The organism is Enterobacter sp. 148H3, from assembly GCF_034107425.1.
Classification (GTDB): domain Bacteria; phylum Pseudomonadota; class Gammaproteobacteria; order Enterobacterales; family Enterobacteriaceae; genus Enterobacter; species Enterobacter vonholyi.
In genome coordinates, this window is sequence record NZ_JAWNEI010000019.1 from 17,337 (window position 1) to 33,823 (window position 16,487).

The window sequence follows — 16,487 nt, forward strand, 5'->3', positions numbered from 1 at the left end:
ACGCCCGGTGGCGCTAACGCTTACCGGGCCTATATGTCCCGCCAGATCGCAGGTCGGGTAAGGCGAAGCCGCCACCCGACTTTTTTATAAGAAATAGCTCATCGCCAGGCCTAAAAACAGCACCAGACCGACGTAGTTATTGTTCATAAACGCCTTGAAGCAGGCGTCACGTTCACGCTTCGCAATCAGCTTCTGCTGATAAGCAAACAGCAGCCCCGCCACCAGCACTGACCAGTAAAACTCCCAGTTCAGCCCGTTCAGGCGGCCAATCGCCACCATCAGCGCCAATACCGCGACCTGCAGGATACCGATTATCAGCTTGTCGTGACGACCAAAGAGGATGGCGGTGGATTTGATGCCGATTTTCAGGTCATCGTCGCGGTCTACCATTGCATATTGCGTGTCGTAAGCCACCGCCCAGAGAATGTTCGCCAGGAACATCAGCCAGCAGCTGAGCGGTAAGGACTCACTAACCGCCGCAAACGCCATCGGAATCGACCAGCCAAACGCCGCGCCCAGCACCACCTGTGGCAAGTGGGTATAGCGCTTCATAAACGGATAAACCCAGGCCAACGCCAGCGCCGCAACGGAAAGCAAAATGGTCATGGTGTTCAGGGTTAACACCAGCAGGAAAGAGAGCAGCACCAGAACAATAAACAGCACGCGGGCTTCTTTCCCGGTGACCTGCCCGCTGGGTAACGGACGACCGGCAGTACGCTTAACATGACCGTCGAATTTACGATCGGCATAGTCATTCACCACGCAGCCCGCCGCGCGCATCAGCCAGACGCCGGCAACGAACACGCCCAGGATCCACAGCGGCGGCACGCCCGGCGTGGCAAGCCACAGCGCCCAGAGGGTCGGCCACAGCAGCAGCAACGCGCCAATGGGTTTATCGGTACGCATTAAGCGGTGATACGCCAACAGCTTATTCTGCGTCAGGCTCCACTCCATTTTTTCTTCCTCTTAGTACAACGGTGATGCCGGTAAAAAAAGCTCCGTCAGTATTAACGGTTTACCGCTCAGGCGAAGGCGGGAACGACGCCCCCACAGTTCAGCATCACGACCAATCTCAATAAAATCACGGGTAAGCTCAGACGAGGTGAAAAGGTAACGCCCCAGAGGCGTTTTCCCCAGACGTTGCAGCGCCAGCTCTGGCCCGGAAAGGGTGGACTCGGGCACTACCGTCCGTCCGGCAAGCCACGGCTCGCCATCGGCACAGAGCAAAATTTCGCGCAGCCAGTAACGTGGCTCGTGCGGCAGCAGCGGCAGCTCGTTGGCGATCTCATCGCCAGAGACAAACCCTTCCTGAATCAGGGTCACCGTGACCGTTTTACCCTGCTGCTCAAAACGTTTCGTCATGGAATCTTCCAGCAGCAACCAGTCCAGCTGCTGCGAATCAAGCGCAGGTATTTGGTCGAAATAGCGCAGCGCACGCAGTTGCGTTAGCGCAGGGTGTGACATGCCAGACTCTCCGATACATAACGTAATGGCATTGTATCGCAGAAACACGGATTGAGGGGGGCCAAACGTTATTTAACGATCACGATCGCAACATGGGCGCAACAGCCTGGCCGATACGAAAAAAAGTGCGCCCACTCAGGCGCACCAAACTACTAACAAATCAGCACTGTGGGGAAACGGTTACCCCTTGCCTTTTACACTGCTGATAAAGGTGGAACGGGCAGTGGTTGAACCTAAACGTTCGGCTTCATCAAGCAGCTTCAGCGCTTTATCGACATCGCCGCGCTTCACCGCCTGCTTAATGGCGTTGTTGAAGTACTCTTCGGTGTCGTTCAGTACCGGCTCGGCTTTCTTCGCCGGGGCAGGCGCTGCAGTCGCTACCGGTGCGGCTGCCGTGGCAGCGGGTGCGGTATAGGCAGGTGCAGGTGTGTTGCCTACGGTGACAGGGCCGGTACCGGAGGAGCCAAACAGCGGTCCGACCAGGACGCTGGACGCACTGTTGGTCGACACTTTCAGCTTCACAAGGCCGTCGGTGGTGTGGCGGGCGATCGGGTCCGGGATATCCGGCACGGCGTTACCTACGCCTTTGGCATAGGCCTTAGCGGGATCAAGCAGCGTGGTGGTTTGCTGCAAATCTTTTTCCGTGGTGAAGACGAGTACATAAATTTTCTGCTGACCCAGCGCAGGCGTCAGTCGCATTACCCCTTCGAGGCGGTCTGCGCTCATGACACCGGGTTCCTGATAGGTAAAGTATTCGCTCGGGAAGAACGCAGAAGGCGTCATGTTCTGGTCAAGAATCAGCACGTTAGGTGCAAAGACGCTGGTCTGCTTATTAACTTCACTTGTGAGCGTCAACGTCAGTTCGCCAATGTTTGCAGGCACACTGTATGCAACCACCGGACCACTGATGCCCGGAACATTAAGCGGCTGTCCACCCGTCGAGAGCTGGGTCGTTTGGACTTTAGATTGATCGACAGGCGTCCAGACCAGCTGCTGTAACGCAGCGGCCGGAATGGCCGGTGCGGATGTTGTGTTTTGCGGAACGAAATTCACATTAGCGAGCGTTACTGCTGGCGCGCTTGCCAGCAGCCCTGCGGATAAACAAAGAGCAAGGAGAGTTTTGTTCATTTTCATTGTTATCACCTCAAAATGCACAGGTCAGCGGTAGCCAGGCAATAGCGCGCCGTCCTAAGGATTGAGGGGCTTGCGCCCCTCAGTTAGGTCATTACGTCAGGTTAAGACGGCATTACCACCAGATTTCCATCTGGGCGCCGAAGGACCACTCGTCGTTGTCGCCGCGACCGAAGGAACCACCGTTAAAGCCATCTTTGACTGCTTTACCAAAGTTCGCGTTGTTGGAAGGGTTACCGGTGTAGTCGTAGCCCCATTTTTCATCCCACTTGGCATAGGTTGCGAAGACGCGGATTGCTGGACGTGACCAGATGCTGTCACCTGCCTGCCACTGTTGCGCCAGGGTGATTTTGTATTGGTTGTTGGTTTCGCCAGTTTCCTGGGATTTGACGTTGTCGTAGCCCACTTCCAGCAAGGTGCTCATGATTGGCGTCCATTTGAACATTGGACGAACGCCCACGGTCCACCACTTGGTGCCGTTGTTATTATCCCAGTCGATATCCTGATACATACCAACGTACATCAGGTCCCAACGATCGCCCAAAGAGATTGCACCATGATCCAGGATGCGCAGCAGGCTACCGTTATTGTTGATGTCATAGGCAAAATGTGAGTTAGGATCGATACCTACACCAGAACCTTGAGACAGGCCTTTACCCTGAGAAGTCATTGAATCGGTGGCATACTGAACCACAAATTTGTTATAGCCCTTCAGCATGCTCTGGGTATGTTCGGCAGTGAACATCCAACCATCTTTAGACGCGCCATCAACCAAGCGATAATCATCACGTGGGTTAGCACGACCGTAGTCAACGCCCAGTTCCAGCGTACCACCTGGGTTGATTTCCATCTGAGCTAAACGAACATCGAAAACATCGTTCGCCGTTTTTTGGTTGTAATCATAAATGCTATCGCTACCAAAGGTAGCAGAGCCGCCTGTTTCAGTGGAGCGTGTCGCGGCTAAAGACAGTTTACCGAAACCTAGATCGATGTTTTCAAGACCTGCACCAGGCCCTGAAATATCCCAGTAGTAGAAGTCGATCATGTGGACGTCATGACGCTGATAGAAGCGCTTACCGGCCCAGATAGTAGAACCTGGCAACCATTCAATCAGGTTTTTACCCTGCACGTTTGCTTCACGGAACGCCGGGCTGGTGGCTTCCCAGTCGTTTTCCTGGTTAACTGAATAAGCTACGTTGGTGTCAAAATAGAAGCTTTTATCGCCCTCTTTCCACACTTCCTGACCCAGTTTCAGTTCCGCATAGGTTTCACATTCGTTACCCAGACGGTATTTACTTTGAGCACCGGTTGCCTGGAAGCATTGTTGTTGACCACCACTACCCGTCCAGCCGATACCGGAACGAGCATAACCATGGAAATCCACGGCCAGTGCCTGAGCAGACATTACGCCCGCTGCGACGGCAACTGCCAGAGGAAGTTTGCGCAGAGTAATCATCATTCTATCTCCTGAGATCATTGCTTTTCTTTGAACACTTCACCTGTCGGTTTCGTGTCTTCTTTTGGGATTGCTTAAACGCCTGGCTCTTTATGCAACCGACGACATGCAGTGCCATCCTCACGGAACAGATGGCAACGCTCTGGCGGCAAGCCGATAGCGAATGTGGCACCCTCTTCTACCAACACCACGTCGTTCTGGCGGTAGACCAGGTTCTGACGGATGGCGGGGATCTGGATATGAATCTGTGTTTCGTGACCAAGCTGTTCGACGACCTGAACGTCACCTTCCAGGGTCACATCAGCGATGTGGCTCGGCAGCAGATGCTCAGGACGAATACCGAGGGACATGTTTGCCCCGACCTGTACGTTAGCGCTGTCGACCGGCAGCCAGACCTGCTGGCGGTTTGGCAGCTCCACCTGTACCTGTTCAATGGCTGTCGCGGTCACTTTGACGGGCAGGAAGTTCATCTTTGGCGAGCCAATGAAGCCCGCAACAAAGCGGTCTGCCGGGTAGTGATACAGCTCCAGCGGTTTGCCCACCTGCGCCACACGACCGGCATCCAGCACCACGATTTTGTCGGCGAGGGTCATCGCTTCGACCTGATCGTGGGTGACGTAAATCATCGTGCGGCCAAGACGCTTGTGCAGACGGGAGATTTCGATACGCATCTGGACGCGCAGGGCGGCATCCAGGTTGGAAAGCGGTTCATCGAGCAGGAAGACGCGCGGCTCGGCGACCAGGGTACGGCCAATCGCCACGCGCTGACGCTGACCGCCGGAAAGCGCTTTCGGCTTACGCTCCAGCAGGTGCGCCAGCTGTAATACTTCAGCTACCTGCGTCACGCGCTGGTTAATGACCTCTTTCTTCGCGCCGGCCAGCTTCAGGCCAAAGGACATGTTCTCGGCAACGGAAAGATGGGGATAGAGTGCATAAGACTGGAACACCATGCCTACGCCACGTTCGGCAGGCGGGATGTCATTCATTCGGGTATCACCAATCAGCAGGTCGCCGCTGGTGATGGTTTCAAGACCGGCAATCATACGCAGCAGAGTAGATTTACCACAGCCTGATGGGCCAACAAACACCACGAATTCGCCTTCGTTGATGTCCAGATTGATGTCTTTCGACACCACAACGTCACCCCAGGCTTTCGTTACATTACGCAGCTGTACGCTCGCCATGCCCTTCTCCCTTCGTTACAACCTGTCACCGACAGAAACATTCAAGATAAGTTCACTATGGGGTATCCATTACTTTCCCGAATCCTCCACCCCCCGCCTTTTTTATGGGGGAGGAGGCGGGAGGATGAGAGAGCAGGCTCTGCGACCGCCGTGGGAGGGCTGAGGCAAAATTCGTGAAGCCGCCTGCAAAATTCGGTGGGTTTTTATGTGCGCCAGCACTCATAACTTAAATTTATGCAACGGAGATCACACAAACGGGGGGTGGGGCGTAGGGGTTGGGAGGATGGAAAGAGGATGTCAAATAAGGAGACTGAGACACGTTGAACCACTGAAGTCATACCATGAGACATCACCAAAAAGGATGGCAGCTATGAATATCAAGACTGGCGCACGCGTTTTCGCATTGTCCGCCCTCGCAGCAATGATGATTTCCGCACCGGCGCTCGCCAAAATTGAAGAAGGCAAACTGGTTATCTGGATTAACGGCGACAAAGGCTATAACGGCCTGGCCGAAGTGGGCAAAAAATTCGAGAAAGACACCGGCATCAAAGTTACCGTAGAACACCCGGACAAACTGGAAGAGAAATTCCCGCAGGTTGCGGCAACCGGCGACGGCCCGGACATCATCTTCTGGGCGCATGACCGTTTCGGTGGTTACGCGCAGTCTGGCCTGCTGGCTGAAGTCACCCCGGACAAAGCTTTCCAGGACAAGCTGTTCCCGTTCACCTGGGACGCTGTTCGCTATAACGGCAAGCTGATCGCTTATCCTGTCGCGGTTGAAGCCCTGTCTCTGATTTATAACAAAGACCTGGTACCTAACCCGCCGAAAACCTGGGAAGAGATCCCGAAACTGGATAAAGAGCTGAAGGCGAAAGGTAAATCCGCCCTGATGTTCAACCTGCAAGAGCCGTACTTCACCTGGCCGCTGATTGCTGCCGACGGCGGTTACGCGTTCAAGTTTGAAAACGGCAAGTATGACGTGAAAGACGTGGGCGTCGACAGCGCGGGCGCGAAAGCGGGCCTGACCTTCCTGGTTGACCTGATCAAGAACAAACACATGAACGCGGATACCGATTACTCCATCGCGGAAGCGGCGTTCAACAAAGGCGAAACCGCGATGACCATCAACGGTCCGTGGGCCTGGACCAACATCGACAAGAGCAAAATCAACTACGGCGTGACGCTGCTGCCAACCTTCAAAGGCAAGCCGTCTAAACCGTTCGTTGGCGTGCTGAGCGCGGGCATCAACGCCGCCAGCCCGAATAAAGAACTGGCGAAAGAGTTCCTGGAAAACTACCTGCTGACCGATCAGGGTCTGGATGAAGTGAACAAGGACAAACCGCTGGGCGCCGTTGCGCTGAAATCCTTCCAGGATCAGCTGGCGAAAGACCCACGTATCGCGGCTACCATGGATAACGCCCAGAAAGGCGAAATCATGCCGAACATCCCACAGATGGCTGCGTTCTGGTACGCCACCCGTACCGCGGTCATCAACGCTGCAAGCGGTCGCCAGACCGTTGATGCCGCGCTGAAAGATGCTCAGGGTCGTATTACTAAGTAATGACGTAGTCCCCTCTCCCTTTGGGAGAGGGTTAGGGTGAGGGTTGTCGCTATTCGCACGCCCTCACCCCGGCCCTCTCCCCCAGGAGAGGGAGAAAAGATCAAACGTTGTAGAGGAAAAACCCCATGGATGTCATTAAAAAGAAACGCTGGTGGCAAAGCGACGCGCTGAAGTGGTCAGCGATAGGTCTGCTGTGTCTGCTGGTGGGTTACCTTGTTGTTTTAATGTACGTACAAGGGGAATATCTGTTCGCCATCATGACGCTGATTTTAAGCTCTGCTGGCCTGTATATTTTCGCCAACCGTAAAGCCTATGCCTGGCGCTATGTCTACCCGGGCGTGGCCGGGATGGGGCTGTTTGTCCTGTTCCCGCTGATTTGTACCATCGCCATTGCGTTTACCAACTACAGCAGCACCAACCAGCTTGCGCAGGAACGCGCCCAGCAGGTCCTGCTGGATCGCTCATATCAGGCAGGCAAGACCTTTAACTTCGGCCTCTATCCTGCTGGGAACGAGTGGAAGTTAGCGCTTACTGACGAAGCAAGCGGCAAATACTACGTTTCCGACGCGTTCAAATTTGGCGGCGAGCAGAAGCTGGCCTTAAAAGAGGCCCAAGCCCTGCCGGAAGGTGAACGTGCCAACCTGCGCGTCATTACCCAGAACCGCCAGGCGCTGACCCAGCTCACCGCCGTGCTGCCAGATGAAAGCAAGGTGACCATGAGCTCGCTGCGCCAGTTCTCCGGCACGCAGCCGCTGTATACCCTGGCGGACGACGGCACGCTGACCAACAACCAGAGCGGCGTGAAGTACCGTCCGAATAACGACATTGGTTTCTATCAGTCCATTACTGCCGACGGCAAATGGGGTGATGACAAGCTCAGCCCGGGCTACACAGTCACCATCGGCTGGGACAACTTTACCCGCGTGTTTACCGACGAAGGCATTCAGAAACCCTTCTTCGCCATCTTTGTCTGGACGGTGGTCTTCTCGGTGCTGACGGTGATACTGACCGTTGCCGTGGGCATGGTTCTGGCCTGTCTGGTCCAGTGGGAATCCCTGAAGGGCAAAGCAATCTACCGCGTGCTGCTGATTCTGCCGTATGCCGTGCCGTCGTTTATCTCGATTCTGATTTTCAAAGGGCTGTTTAACCAGAGCTTCGGTGAAATCAACATGATGCTGAGCGCCCTGTTCGGCATCAAACCGGCCTGGTTCAGCGACCCAACCACCGCCCGCTCGATGATCATCATCGTGAATACCTGGCTGGGTTATCCGTACATGATGATCCTGTGCATGGGGCTGCTGAAGGCCATCCCGGATGACCTGTACGAAGCTTCGGCGATGGACGGCGCGGGCCCGTTCCAGAACTTCTTTAAGATTACGCTGCCGCTGCTCATCAAGCCGCTCACCCCGCTGATGATTGCCAGCTTCGCCTTTAACTTTAACAACTTCGTGCTGATTCAGCTGTTGACCAACGGCGGCCCGGACCGCCTCGGCACTACGACGCCGGCAGGCTATACCGACCTGCTCGTGAGCTACACCTACCGTATCGCCTTCGAAGGCGGCGGCGGCCAGGACTTCGGTCTGGCGGCAGCGATTGCCACCCTGATCTTCCTGCTGGTAGGCGCACTGGCGATTGTGAACCTGAAAGCCACACGTATGAAATTCGACTAAGGAGGGCATCGATCATGGCAATGGTACAACCCAAATCTCAGAAACTGCGCCTCCTGGCGACGCACTTAGGCCTGCTGATTTTCATCGCGGCGATCATGTTCCCGCTGCTGATGGTTATCGCCATCTCCCTGCGTTCGGGTAACTTCGCGACAGGAAGCCTGATCCCGGACGAAATCTCCTGGGAGCACTGGAAGCTCGCGCTGGGCTTTAGCGTGGAACACGCGGATGGCCGCGTCACGCCACCGCCGTTCCCGGTGCTGCTGTGGCTGTGGAACTCGGTGAAAATCGCAGGCATTACCGCCATTGGTATCGTGGCGCTGTCCACCACCTGTGCCTACGCCTTCGCCCGCATGCGCTTCCCGGGTAAAGCGACGCTGCTGAAAGGGATGCTAATTTTCCAGATGTTCCCGGCGGTGCTGTCGCTGGTGGCGCTGTATGCCTTGTTTGACCGCCTGGGCCAGTACGTCCCGTTTATCGGCCTGAACACCCACGGCGGCGTAATCTTCGCCTACCTTGGCGGTATCGCACTGCATGTGTGGACCATTAAAGGCTATTTCGAAACCATCGACGGCTCGCTGGAGGAAGCGGCCGCGCTGGATGGGGCTACCCCGTGGCAGGCGTTCCGCCTGGTGCTGCTGCCGCTGTCGGTGCCGATTCTGGCGGTGGTGTTTATCCTGTCGTTTATCGCTGCGATCACTGAAGTACCGGTTGCCTCACTGTTACTGCGTGATGTGAACAGCTACACCCTGGCCGTGGGTATGCAGCAATACCTCAACCCACAAAACTACCTGTGGGGCGACTTTGCCGCGGCGGCCGTACTTTCCGCCATCCCGATTACCGTGGTGTTCCTGCTGGCGCAGCGCTGGCTGGTGAACGGCCTGACGGCGGGCGGTGTGAAAGGTTAAGTTTCATTTTGTTATGCCACTGCAACCCTCAACTTTAGACGTATTGTATTGACCCAACTTGTGACTGTTGTTAGGCGCTCTTCGGAGCGCCATTTTTTTATTCCCGTTTCAGCCGCTTCGAATTGCACAGCCAGAGGGTGATCACCAGCAGCAGGATCGCCGCCGAGTAGATCAGCACGTCGAGCGGGGATTTATGATCGACGATGATCAGCCGCACAATGGCGGTGATCCCAATGTAGACAAAATAACGTAGCGGGAAGTGAAAGCCGGACTGAAAATACTTCACAATCAGGGCGATAAATTCAAAGTAGAGAAAGTAGACCACCAGTCCTTCCACCAGCGCATATTTGCTGGTTTGTTCAGGGGCAAACAGCACATCCGCCAGATGCACCGTCTCTTTACCCAAAAAGACGACCAGTATCAGGCCAAGGCTCAAAAGACCGAGGTTCAGCACGGTCTGGAGGATAGTTGAGATAAACTCAACGCGCGGGCGAGTCAGGGATGTCATACAGCACCTCATTCTCCAGGGCGAGGTTTCTGTATAACGCAAAAATGTGACGGAGATCTATATTTTTTAATTATGTTTTATGTACGGAGGTAACCGATGGATCGTAAACCAACCGGGGTTCGCAACGTGACCTGCGGCGACAATGTGACCGTATATGAACCTACTAATCTTTACGACTGCGTGCTGGGCAACGGCGTATTCGTCGGCCCGTTTGTTGAAATCCAGGGCAATACGTACATAGGCGACGACAGCAAAATTCAGTCGCACACCTTCATTTGCGAGTACGTCACCGTAGGCGAACGCTGTTTTATTGGCCATGGGGTGATGTTTGCCAACGATATGTTCCGCGAAGGCAAACCCAATGCTGACCGGAACAGCTGGGGACGCATTACCGTGGGGAATGACGTATCAATAGGCAGCGGTGCCACCATCCTGGCGGTCTCCATCTGCGACGGGGCGGTGATTGGAGCAGGAAGCGTGGTAACAAAATCGATCGTCGAGAAAGGTGTCTATGCCGGTAACCCTGCGAGGCTGATGCGCCGCTTGTGACTTCCCGGTGGCGCTGCGCTTACCGGGCCTACGAAATCGTAGGCCGGGAAAACGCAGCGCCGCGCGGCGTGAAGCATCAGCGGAAGTTAATGTTCTTATCGCTGGTCATGTCGTACAGCTGGAACTTACGTCCAAGCTGCTGGCCGCCGTCGCGCGTCAGCGGCGTCCAGCCAACCGCTGCACGGCTGCGGGTTGGGCCTGACGAGAAGAGATCCAGCGGAATCGACACATAGACTCCCTTGGTGAAGTCCCCTTCCCCGTATTCGTCCGGCGAGACGTTGGTAATGGTGGCGTAGCCGCCTACCACGACGCCGCTATCGAAGTGTTTGGAGATGTCCAGCGTACCGCCCTTATCGCCCGCCAGGTACTGGCCTACGCTGGCTTTCACCAGCACGTCAGGCGCGAACGACGGCGTCCAGTAGGCGGTCAGGTGTCCGGTTTTGACGCTGTAGTCGGTGAACTTCATCATGTCCTGCGCGCTGCGCCAGTCACGCTGTTTAACATAGTTAGCATCAATCCCGAACGCCCAGTTGCTGTCGACAGGACGATAAAGCACTTCCGCCCCCGCGCCGCCGTACATGGTTTCCAGATATCCACCGTACACCTGGCCGTAGAAGCCGTTGCCGAAGTACTGGAAGTAGTTGGCCTGCAGGTTGTTCACGTAAGCATCGTTCTGCACGTACTCACGCACGCGGGTACGCACGCGCGGCAGCGACGAGTCTTTTGGCGGGTTGGTGTAGTTGAACTTGTCGTAGTTGTTGGCGATGTTGCCGAACAGGCTGCCGGTGGTCAGCAGATGGTCGGTCAGCCACAGATCCGCCGTCGCCATGACGCCCAGCTGATACATGTAGAAGTTTTCCGGCCCGCCGACGGACTGGTTCAGCACCGGATCGATATGGAAATCGAAGCGCGACTTGTCGATATACCAGCCCTGCTCTGTGGTTTCTGGCACGATCGGCTCAACGCGTTTTTGCACCAGCTCGGTTTCATGTCCGAGCGGCTCGCCTTCCAAGTGGCGCTTAAGGCTGGCAACATCCGTTTCCGTCGTCACCTGCGGCAGGTTGAGACGATTCTCCGTCACGCGGATCGTGCGGATCCCCTCTGGCAGATCGTTCATGATGATCCGGTTGGCGCGCTCGATCCCTTCCCGCGAGTCGCGGTATTTCACCTGCTCGCCGGTGACGTAAAGCGCATCGCCTTTCACCTGAATTTTCGGATCCGCCAGGCCGGCATTGTATTTCAGCAGCGTAAGCTGGTTTGCCACCACCGAGTGCTGCAGGATCGCATCCTGCGGTTCCGGCTGGTATGCAGGCCGCGCGTTGTCATTGTAGTGCGGCCGCATGTCGTTAAAGTTGGTGCGCAGCGTGAAGCCGAACATCACCGTATTGCCGCGCTCGTAGCTGAGGTTAACGTCGGCCCAGTCGGTGACGCGATAAATTGCGCCGACGTTAAACTTGCTCTTCTGCTCAATCTTCCCGGCGAAGTCCTGCGAGTAATCATTCCCCTCGTACTCCAGCTTCAGGCGTAACGGCTGCCATGGGGTTTGATACTCCACACCGCCAAACAGCGATGCCGGACCGTGGAACATCTGATCCCCGTTGATGGAGCCCGCTTTCTTATAGCTGTTATCGCGGTAGCAGTATTTATCGCTGTAGGAGCAAAACGGGTTTTTCACGTTTCCGCTGGTGCCGAGATAGCCCCATCCCAGGCCAAGCGAGAAGTCGAACGGCCCCCAGGCCTTGCTGGCCACGATGTATTCCGCATCAAACAGGCCGGTACCGCCGATATCTTTGGCGCCCACGGAGACCTGCGGCATCCAGTAGCTCTCTTCCCACAGGCGCAGCTTGACGTCGAAGGCTTTATCTTTGTAGGTCTGATCGCCTGAGAACGCCTCGACGCTGCTGTATTGTTTCGTCCGCACGTCGGTATAGCGCAAGGTGGTTTCAAGCCACGGGAACAGCTGCACTGACCCCGAGTAGTAGCGATACTGGTCGTTATCACGGTAGTTAAGGCTAATTTCCCCTTCGCGCGCCATACGCGCGGTGGGCGTTTGCAGTAAACCGACGCCGCCGAAGTCTGACTGAGACGGGCCAATGGGTGCCGGATACGTTTCTGCATGGCAGGCGGCACTCACGCAGAGCGCCAGCATGCTGTAGAGATAGGTTCTTTTCATTATTCCGGTATCCGCTGAATCAGGGAGTGAAGGATATCGGCGTTAAGCCCGTCATACGCCTTCGTCCAGAAATGGTCGGCAAAACCGACAAAAATAATGCTGCCCGGCATGGGTTCGATATGACGTTTATTCCAGTAAGCAACAGGGGCTTTTTGCGTGTGGCCATCGGGGTAAATCACCCAGGCGTAGCTGTTATCCGCGCCGCTCAGCCGACTCTGCTCGTCGAGATAACTCGCCACGTCACGACCGGGGGTAAAGGGCTTGTTACCCGGGCTGCTGATAAGCCCCATCACGGTCACCGTCGTCGGCTTCGCCGGAAGCCAGAGCGTGTAGTCCCCTTCCAGCGCCGGGTTGCCGTTTTCCGTGACCCGCACGTCATCCGGGTCAAGATTGACGTTCTCTCGGCCCGTCACCTTCAGCGCCTGCAGCTGCTGGCGAACGCTATTAATCGCCGCCGCGTCGTCGCCGTCTTCCTGCTCCGCTAATCCCGTTAGCCTGGCAAGGAGCGCCTTGTGCTGCTGTTCCGCTTCAGCGGTCTTCTGCCGTTCAGCGATGACCGCGCCTGGCCACCAGCTGTTGGCAAGCCTTGGCTGTCCGACGAGATCGAGCAGATGTTCGGCGTGGGTTAAGGTTTTAGGTTTTTCACTGTCCGGCGTGTAGACTTTCACAGTCCCGGCGGACCATGCCAGCGGCGCGGCAAAACTGGCGATAAGCGCAACGTGGATGAGCGTTTTCATGATTTCGCCGCCTTGATCAGGGTGGTTTTAACCGGGAAGAATCCGGCACCAAGATACTGTAATGACTGGCGGATCTGCCCTTCCTCGTCAATCCAGAAGCGGTTGTGCCAGGTGGCCCGATCGGTAGTGACCTCTTCATCCAGCACGCGAACCTGCGTTTCGTCGCTGCCGACCTTCACGCTGTCGGTGCCGTCCCAGCGGAAGATCGAGCGTGCCGTGGCGTAACGCACCTGCTTGTGTTCAGTCCAGCCCATCGTGCGCGTCCAGCCTGCACCGTCGACGATCTGGTTCGGCTTGATCAGCGGGTCGTCGGCGAGATTATTCACCTCCAGCAGGTTGTCGCCGCCCAGCAGGGTTTTCACGATACGGCCATGTTGCGTCACGATGGTGGCCTGATCCTGCGTCACCCATTTCTGCTGCCCGTTTTCATCGAAAGCGAGCACCACAAACAGCTGCGGGCCATCGTTAAGCTGCATGTACTGACTGGCATAAGGCATGTTCTGAAGTTCGTCATCGGTCAGATGCACGCCCGGCGTGCCGAACATGCTTTCCCACAGTGAATTTCCCAGCCCTTTAGTGGTGGCCGAGCACGCCTGCAGCAGCAGGCAAATCAGAATGATTGCAGGTCGCTTCACGACTCTTCTCCGAAGGGGCGAAATAACCACACCGAAGTGTGGTTATGATTAAAACACCCGCTATTACTGGGTGCTGGTTGTCGTGGTGGTCGTGGTTCCGGTGTTGGAGCCATCACCGCCACCGGTTGCCGCCAGCGCGACACCCACGGCTGAACTTACGGTGCTGGCGCTGGCTGCGGTAGAACTTCCCGCAGACGCAGACGTCGCAGCCGACCCTGCCGCTTCCCCGACCTGAACCGGAGCTGCATAAACAGATGTCGCCGCAAGCGCAGATATGGCAAAAATGCCATACAGTACTTTCTTCATAACAATTTCCCTTCAATGAATGAATGGAGATTTGCCCGAAAAGAATTTCAGGCGGAATCGAGTATACACAACTCATGCCGTGGGTTTGCCGTAAGGGGAAATAGGGGGCGGGTTTTCGGAATAATGGTTAAAATGGAAATGAAGGACAAATCCAAAAAAATACAAAAGAAATATAAAACAAATACTTATAATATATTTGCATTATCTGATTTCTGCGTATTTTCTTAAAATAAACCGCAGCAATTAACGGGTTAAGCGTCTTTTTCGGATTAAACTCAGATCCAGAATTTGAGTTAACTAACAGACATCAGGAATTATCCGATAAAAAAATGCCGGCATTAAGCCGGCACGTTTTCATGTCGTTTTAATTACGCACGCCATGCTTTATAACGGTTGATCAAACCATTTGTCGAGCTGTCATGGCTGGTAATCGCTTTATCGTCACCCAGCTCTGGCAGAATACGGTTTGCCAGCTGTTTGCCCAGCTCAACGCCCCACTGGTCAAAGGTGAAGATGTTCAGGATCGCGCCCTGCGTGAAGATTTTGTGCTCGTACAGGGCAATCAGCGCGCCCAGGCTGAACGGCGTGATTTCGCGCAGCAGGATGGAGTTGGTTGGACGGTTGCCTTCAAACACTTTGAACGGTACCACGTGCTCCAGCGTGGCAGGATCTTTACCCTGGTCACGGTATTCCTGCTCAACCACCTCGCGGGATTTACCGAACGCCAGCGCTTCGGTCTGGGCGAAGAAGTTGGACAGCAGCTTCGGATGGTGGTCGGACAGCGGGTTATGGGTGATAGCCGGAGCGATGAAATCGCACGGTACCATTTTGGTGCCCTGGTGAATGAGCTGGTAGAAAGCATGCTGACCGTTAGTGCCCGGCTCGCCCCAGATAATTGGACCAGTCTGGTAGTCCACCGCGTTGCCGTTACGGTCAACGTACTTACCGTTGGATTCCATGTTGCCCTGCTGGAAGTAAGCCGCAAAGCGGTGCATGTACTGGTCGTACGGCAGGATCGCTTCGGTTTCAGCGCCGAAGAAGTTGTTGTACCAGATCCCGATCAGCGCCAGCAGTATCGGTAGGTTTTTCTCAGGCGCGGTAGTGGAGAAGTGTTTGTCCATCGCGTGCGCGCCGGAGAGCAGCTCGACGAAGTTGTCGAAGCCCACGGACAGGATGATGGACAGGCCAATCGCAGACCACAGGGAGTAGCGGCCGCCAACCCAGTCCCAGAACTCGAACATGTTCGCGGTGTCGATACCGAACTCGCTGACGGCTTTACCGTTGGTAGAAAGCGCCGCGAAGTGTTTCGCCACGTGCTTGTTGTCGCCAGCGGTTTTCAGGAACCAGTCGCGCGCGCTGTGGGCGTTGGTCATGGTTTCCTGAGTGGTAAAGGTTTTAGACGCAACCAGGAACAGGGTAGTTTCCGGGTTCACGTTCTTCAGCACTTCGGCGATGTGGGTACCATCGACGTTAGACACAAAGTGCATGTTGAGGTGGTTTTTATACGGACGCAGCGCTTCGGTCACCATGAACGGGCCGAGGTCAGAACCGCCGATACCGATGTTAACCACGTCGGTGATCGGTTTGCCGGTGTAGCCTTTCCAGCTACCGGAGATAATCGCTTCGGAGAACGCTTTCATCTTTTCCAGCACCGCGTTCACTTCCGGCATGACGTCTTTGCCGTCAACGATGATTGGCGTATTGCTACGGTTACGCAGGGCCACGTGCAGCACGGCACGGTCTTCGGTGCGGTTGATCTTCTCGCCGGAGAACATGGATTTGATGGCGTCTGCAAGCTCAGTCTCTTTTGCCAGATCCTGCAGTTTTGCCAGCGTCTCTTCGGTAATGCGGTTTTTAGAAAAATCCACCAGCATCAGGTCGTCGAAGGTCGCGGAGAACTTGTTGAAACGATCGGCATCTTTCGCGAAAAGATCCGCGATGGTGACGTCTTTCATTTCATCATAATGTTTCTGGAGTGCCTGCCAGGCAGCGGTCTGCGTTGGGTTGATGTTTTTCATTAGCAATACTCTTCTGATTTGAGAATTGTGACTGCGGTCGATTGTAGCGCCTGCAAATAAAAATTGTGATGGTTTTTATGCCATTGCCCTGGCCTGCATCAAACACAGGTGAAAAGACCCGAAAAGTATAGCTGCTGAAGCGCCCTCCCGGAGCGGAGAAATGTCGGTCAAAATGCCCTAAAACGGAGCA

General features: G+C 55.4%; 15 protein-coding genes. 4 read left to right on the forward strand and 11 right to left on the reverse strand.

Features of this window, described 5'->3' with window-relative positions; all coding sequences use genetic code 11:
* Window positions 1-84: 84 nt before the first annotated feature.
* The 5 genes from ubiA to malK form a co-directional block, all read right to left on the reverse strand.
* Entirely contained in the window at window positions 85-954 is an 870-nt protein-coding gene (gene ubiA, locus USH94_RS20385) for a 4-hydroxybenzoate octaprenyltransferase (protein WP_111965826.1), read from the reverse strand.
* Between the two features lie 12 nt (window positions 955-966).
* On the reverse strand, window positions 967-1,464 hold the full coding sequence (gene ubiC, locus USH94_RS20390; RefSeq protein ID WP_111965825.1) for a chorismate lyase: 498 nt from the start codon (window positions 1,462-1,464) through the stop codon (window positions 967-969).
* Window positions 1,465-1,644: 180 nt separating this feature from the next.
* On the reverse strand, window positions 1,645-2,598 hold the full coding sequence (malM, locus tag USH94_RS20395) for a maltose operon protein MalM (RefSeq protein WP_111965824.1): 954 nt from the start codon (window positions 2,596-2,598) through the stop codon (window positions 1,645-1,647).
* A gap of 112 nt (window positions 2,599-2,710) precedes the next feature.
* Window positions 2,711-4,054: a maltoporin gene (locus USH94_RS20400; protein WP_111965823.1), complete on the reverse strand. Its 1,344-nt coding sequence runs from the start codon at window positions 4,052-4,054 to the stop codon at window positions 2,711-2,713.
* 71 nt (window positions 4,055-4,125) lie between these two features.
* Window positions 4,126-5,235, reverse strand: a complete 1,110-nt coding sequence (malK, locus tag USH94_RS20405) for a maltose/maltodextrin ABC transporter ATP-binding protein MalK (protein ID WP_023310005.1) — start codon at window positions 5,233-5,235, stop codon at window positions 4,126-4,128.
* A gap of 370 nt (window positions 5,236-5,605) precedes the next feature.
* On the opposite strand from malK, the gene malE reads away from it, so the two are divergent.
* The 3 genes from malE to malG all read left to right on the forward strand — a co-directional run bounded on the left by malE (window position 5,606) and on the right by malG (window position 9,371).
* Window positions 5,606-6,796: a maltose/maltodextrin ABC transporter substrate-binding protein MalE gene (gene malE / locus USH94_RS20410; protein WP_045909150.1), complete on the forward strand. Its 1,191-nt coding sequence runs from the start codon at window positions 5,606-5,608 to the stop codon at window positions 6,794-6,796.
* Window positions 6,797-6,921: 125 nt separating this feature from the next.
* Window positions 6,922-8,466, forward strand: a complete 1,545-nt coding sequence (malF, locus tag USH94_RS20415; RefSeq protein ID WP_111965822.1) for a maltose ABC transporter permease MalF — start codon at window positions 6,922-6,924, stop codon at window positions 8,464-8,466.
* 14 nt (window positions 8,467-8,480) lie between these two features.
* Complete coding sequence (gene malG, locus USH94_RS20420) at window positions 8,481-9,371, forward strand: maltose ABC transporter permease MalG (protein WP_023310002.1); 891 nt, start codon at window positions 8,481-8,483, stop codon at window positions 9,369-9,371.
* Between the two features lie 97 nt (window positions 9,372-9,468).
* Here malG and psiE read toward each other — a convergent pair whose 3' ends face one another.
* Complete coding sequence (gene psiE, locus USH94_RS20425) at window positions 9,469-9,879, reverse strand: phosphate-starvation-inducible protein PsiE (RefSeq protein WP_000202963.1); 411 nt, start codon at window positions 9,877-9,879, stop codon at window positions 9,469-9,471.
* A 96-nt stretch (window positions 9,880-9,975) separates the two neighbouring features.
* Between psiE and USH94_RS20430 the strand changes: the two genes are divergently transcribed.
* A complete protein-coding gene (locus tag USH94_RS20430) occupies window positions 9,976-10,428 on the forward strand; it encodes an acyltransferase (protein ID WP_111965821.1) in 453 nt (150 codons plus the stop codon).
* Between the two features lie 76 nt (window positions 10,429-10,504).
* On the opposite strand, the gene USH94_RS20435 is transcribed toward USH94_RS20430, so the two are convergent.
* From USH94_RS20435 to pgi, 5 genes are all read right to left on the reverse strand, one after another.
* A complete protein-coding gene (locus USH94_RS20435; RefSeq protein ID WP_111965820.1) occupies window positions 10,505-12,601 on the reverse strand; it encodes a YjbH domain-containing protein in 2,097 nt (698 codons plus the stop codon).
* Complete coding sequence (locus USH94_RS20440; protein ID WP_111965819.1) at window positions 12,601-13,338, reverse strand: capsule biosynthesis GfcC D2 domain-containing protein; 738 nt, start codon at window positions 13,336-13,338, stop codon at window positions 12,601-12,603. Before USH94_RS20440 ends, USH94_RS20435 begins: the two co-directional genes overlap by 1 nt.
* On the reverse strand, window positions 13,335-13,973 hold the full coding sequence (locus USH94_RS20445) for a YjbF family lipoprotein (protein WP_111965818.1): 639 nt from the start codon (window positions 13,971-13,973) through the stop codon (window positions 13,335-13,337). Before USH94_RS20445 ends, USH94_RS20440 begins: the two co-directional genes overlap by 4 nt.
* Window positions 13,974-14,036: 63 nt before the next feature.
* The gene (yjbE, locus tag USH94_RS20450) at window positions 14,037-14,279 is read right to left on the reverse strand and encodes an exopolysaccharide production protein YjbE (protein WP_008503423.1); all 243 of its coding nucleotides are present in this window, start codon (window positions 14,277-14,279) and stop codon (window positions 14,037-14,039) included.
* 368 nt (window positions 14,280-14,647) lie between these two features.
* Complete coding sequence (gene pgi / locus USH94_RS20455) at window positions 14,648-16,297, reverse strand: glucose-6-phosphate isomerase (RefSeq protein ID WP_111965817.1); 1,650 nt, start codon at window positions 16,295-16,297, stop codon at window positions 14,648-14,650.
* Window positions 16,298-16,487: the final 190 nt, after the last annotated feature.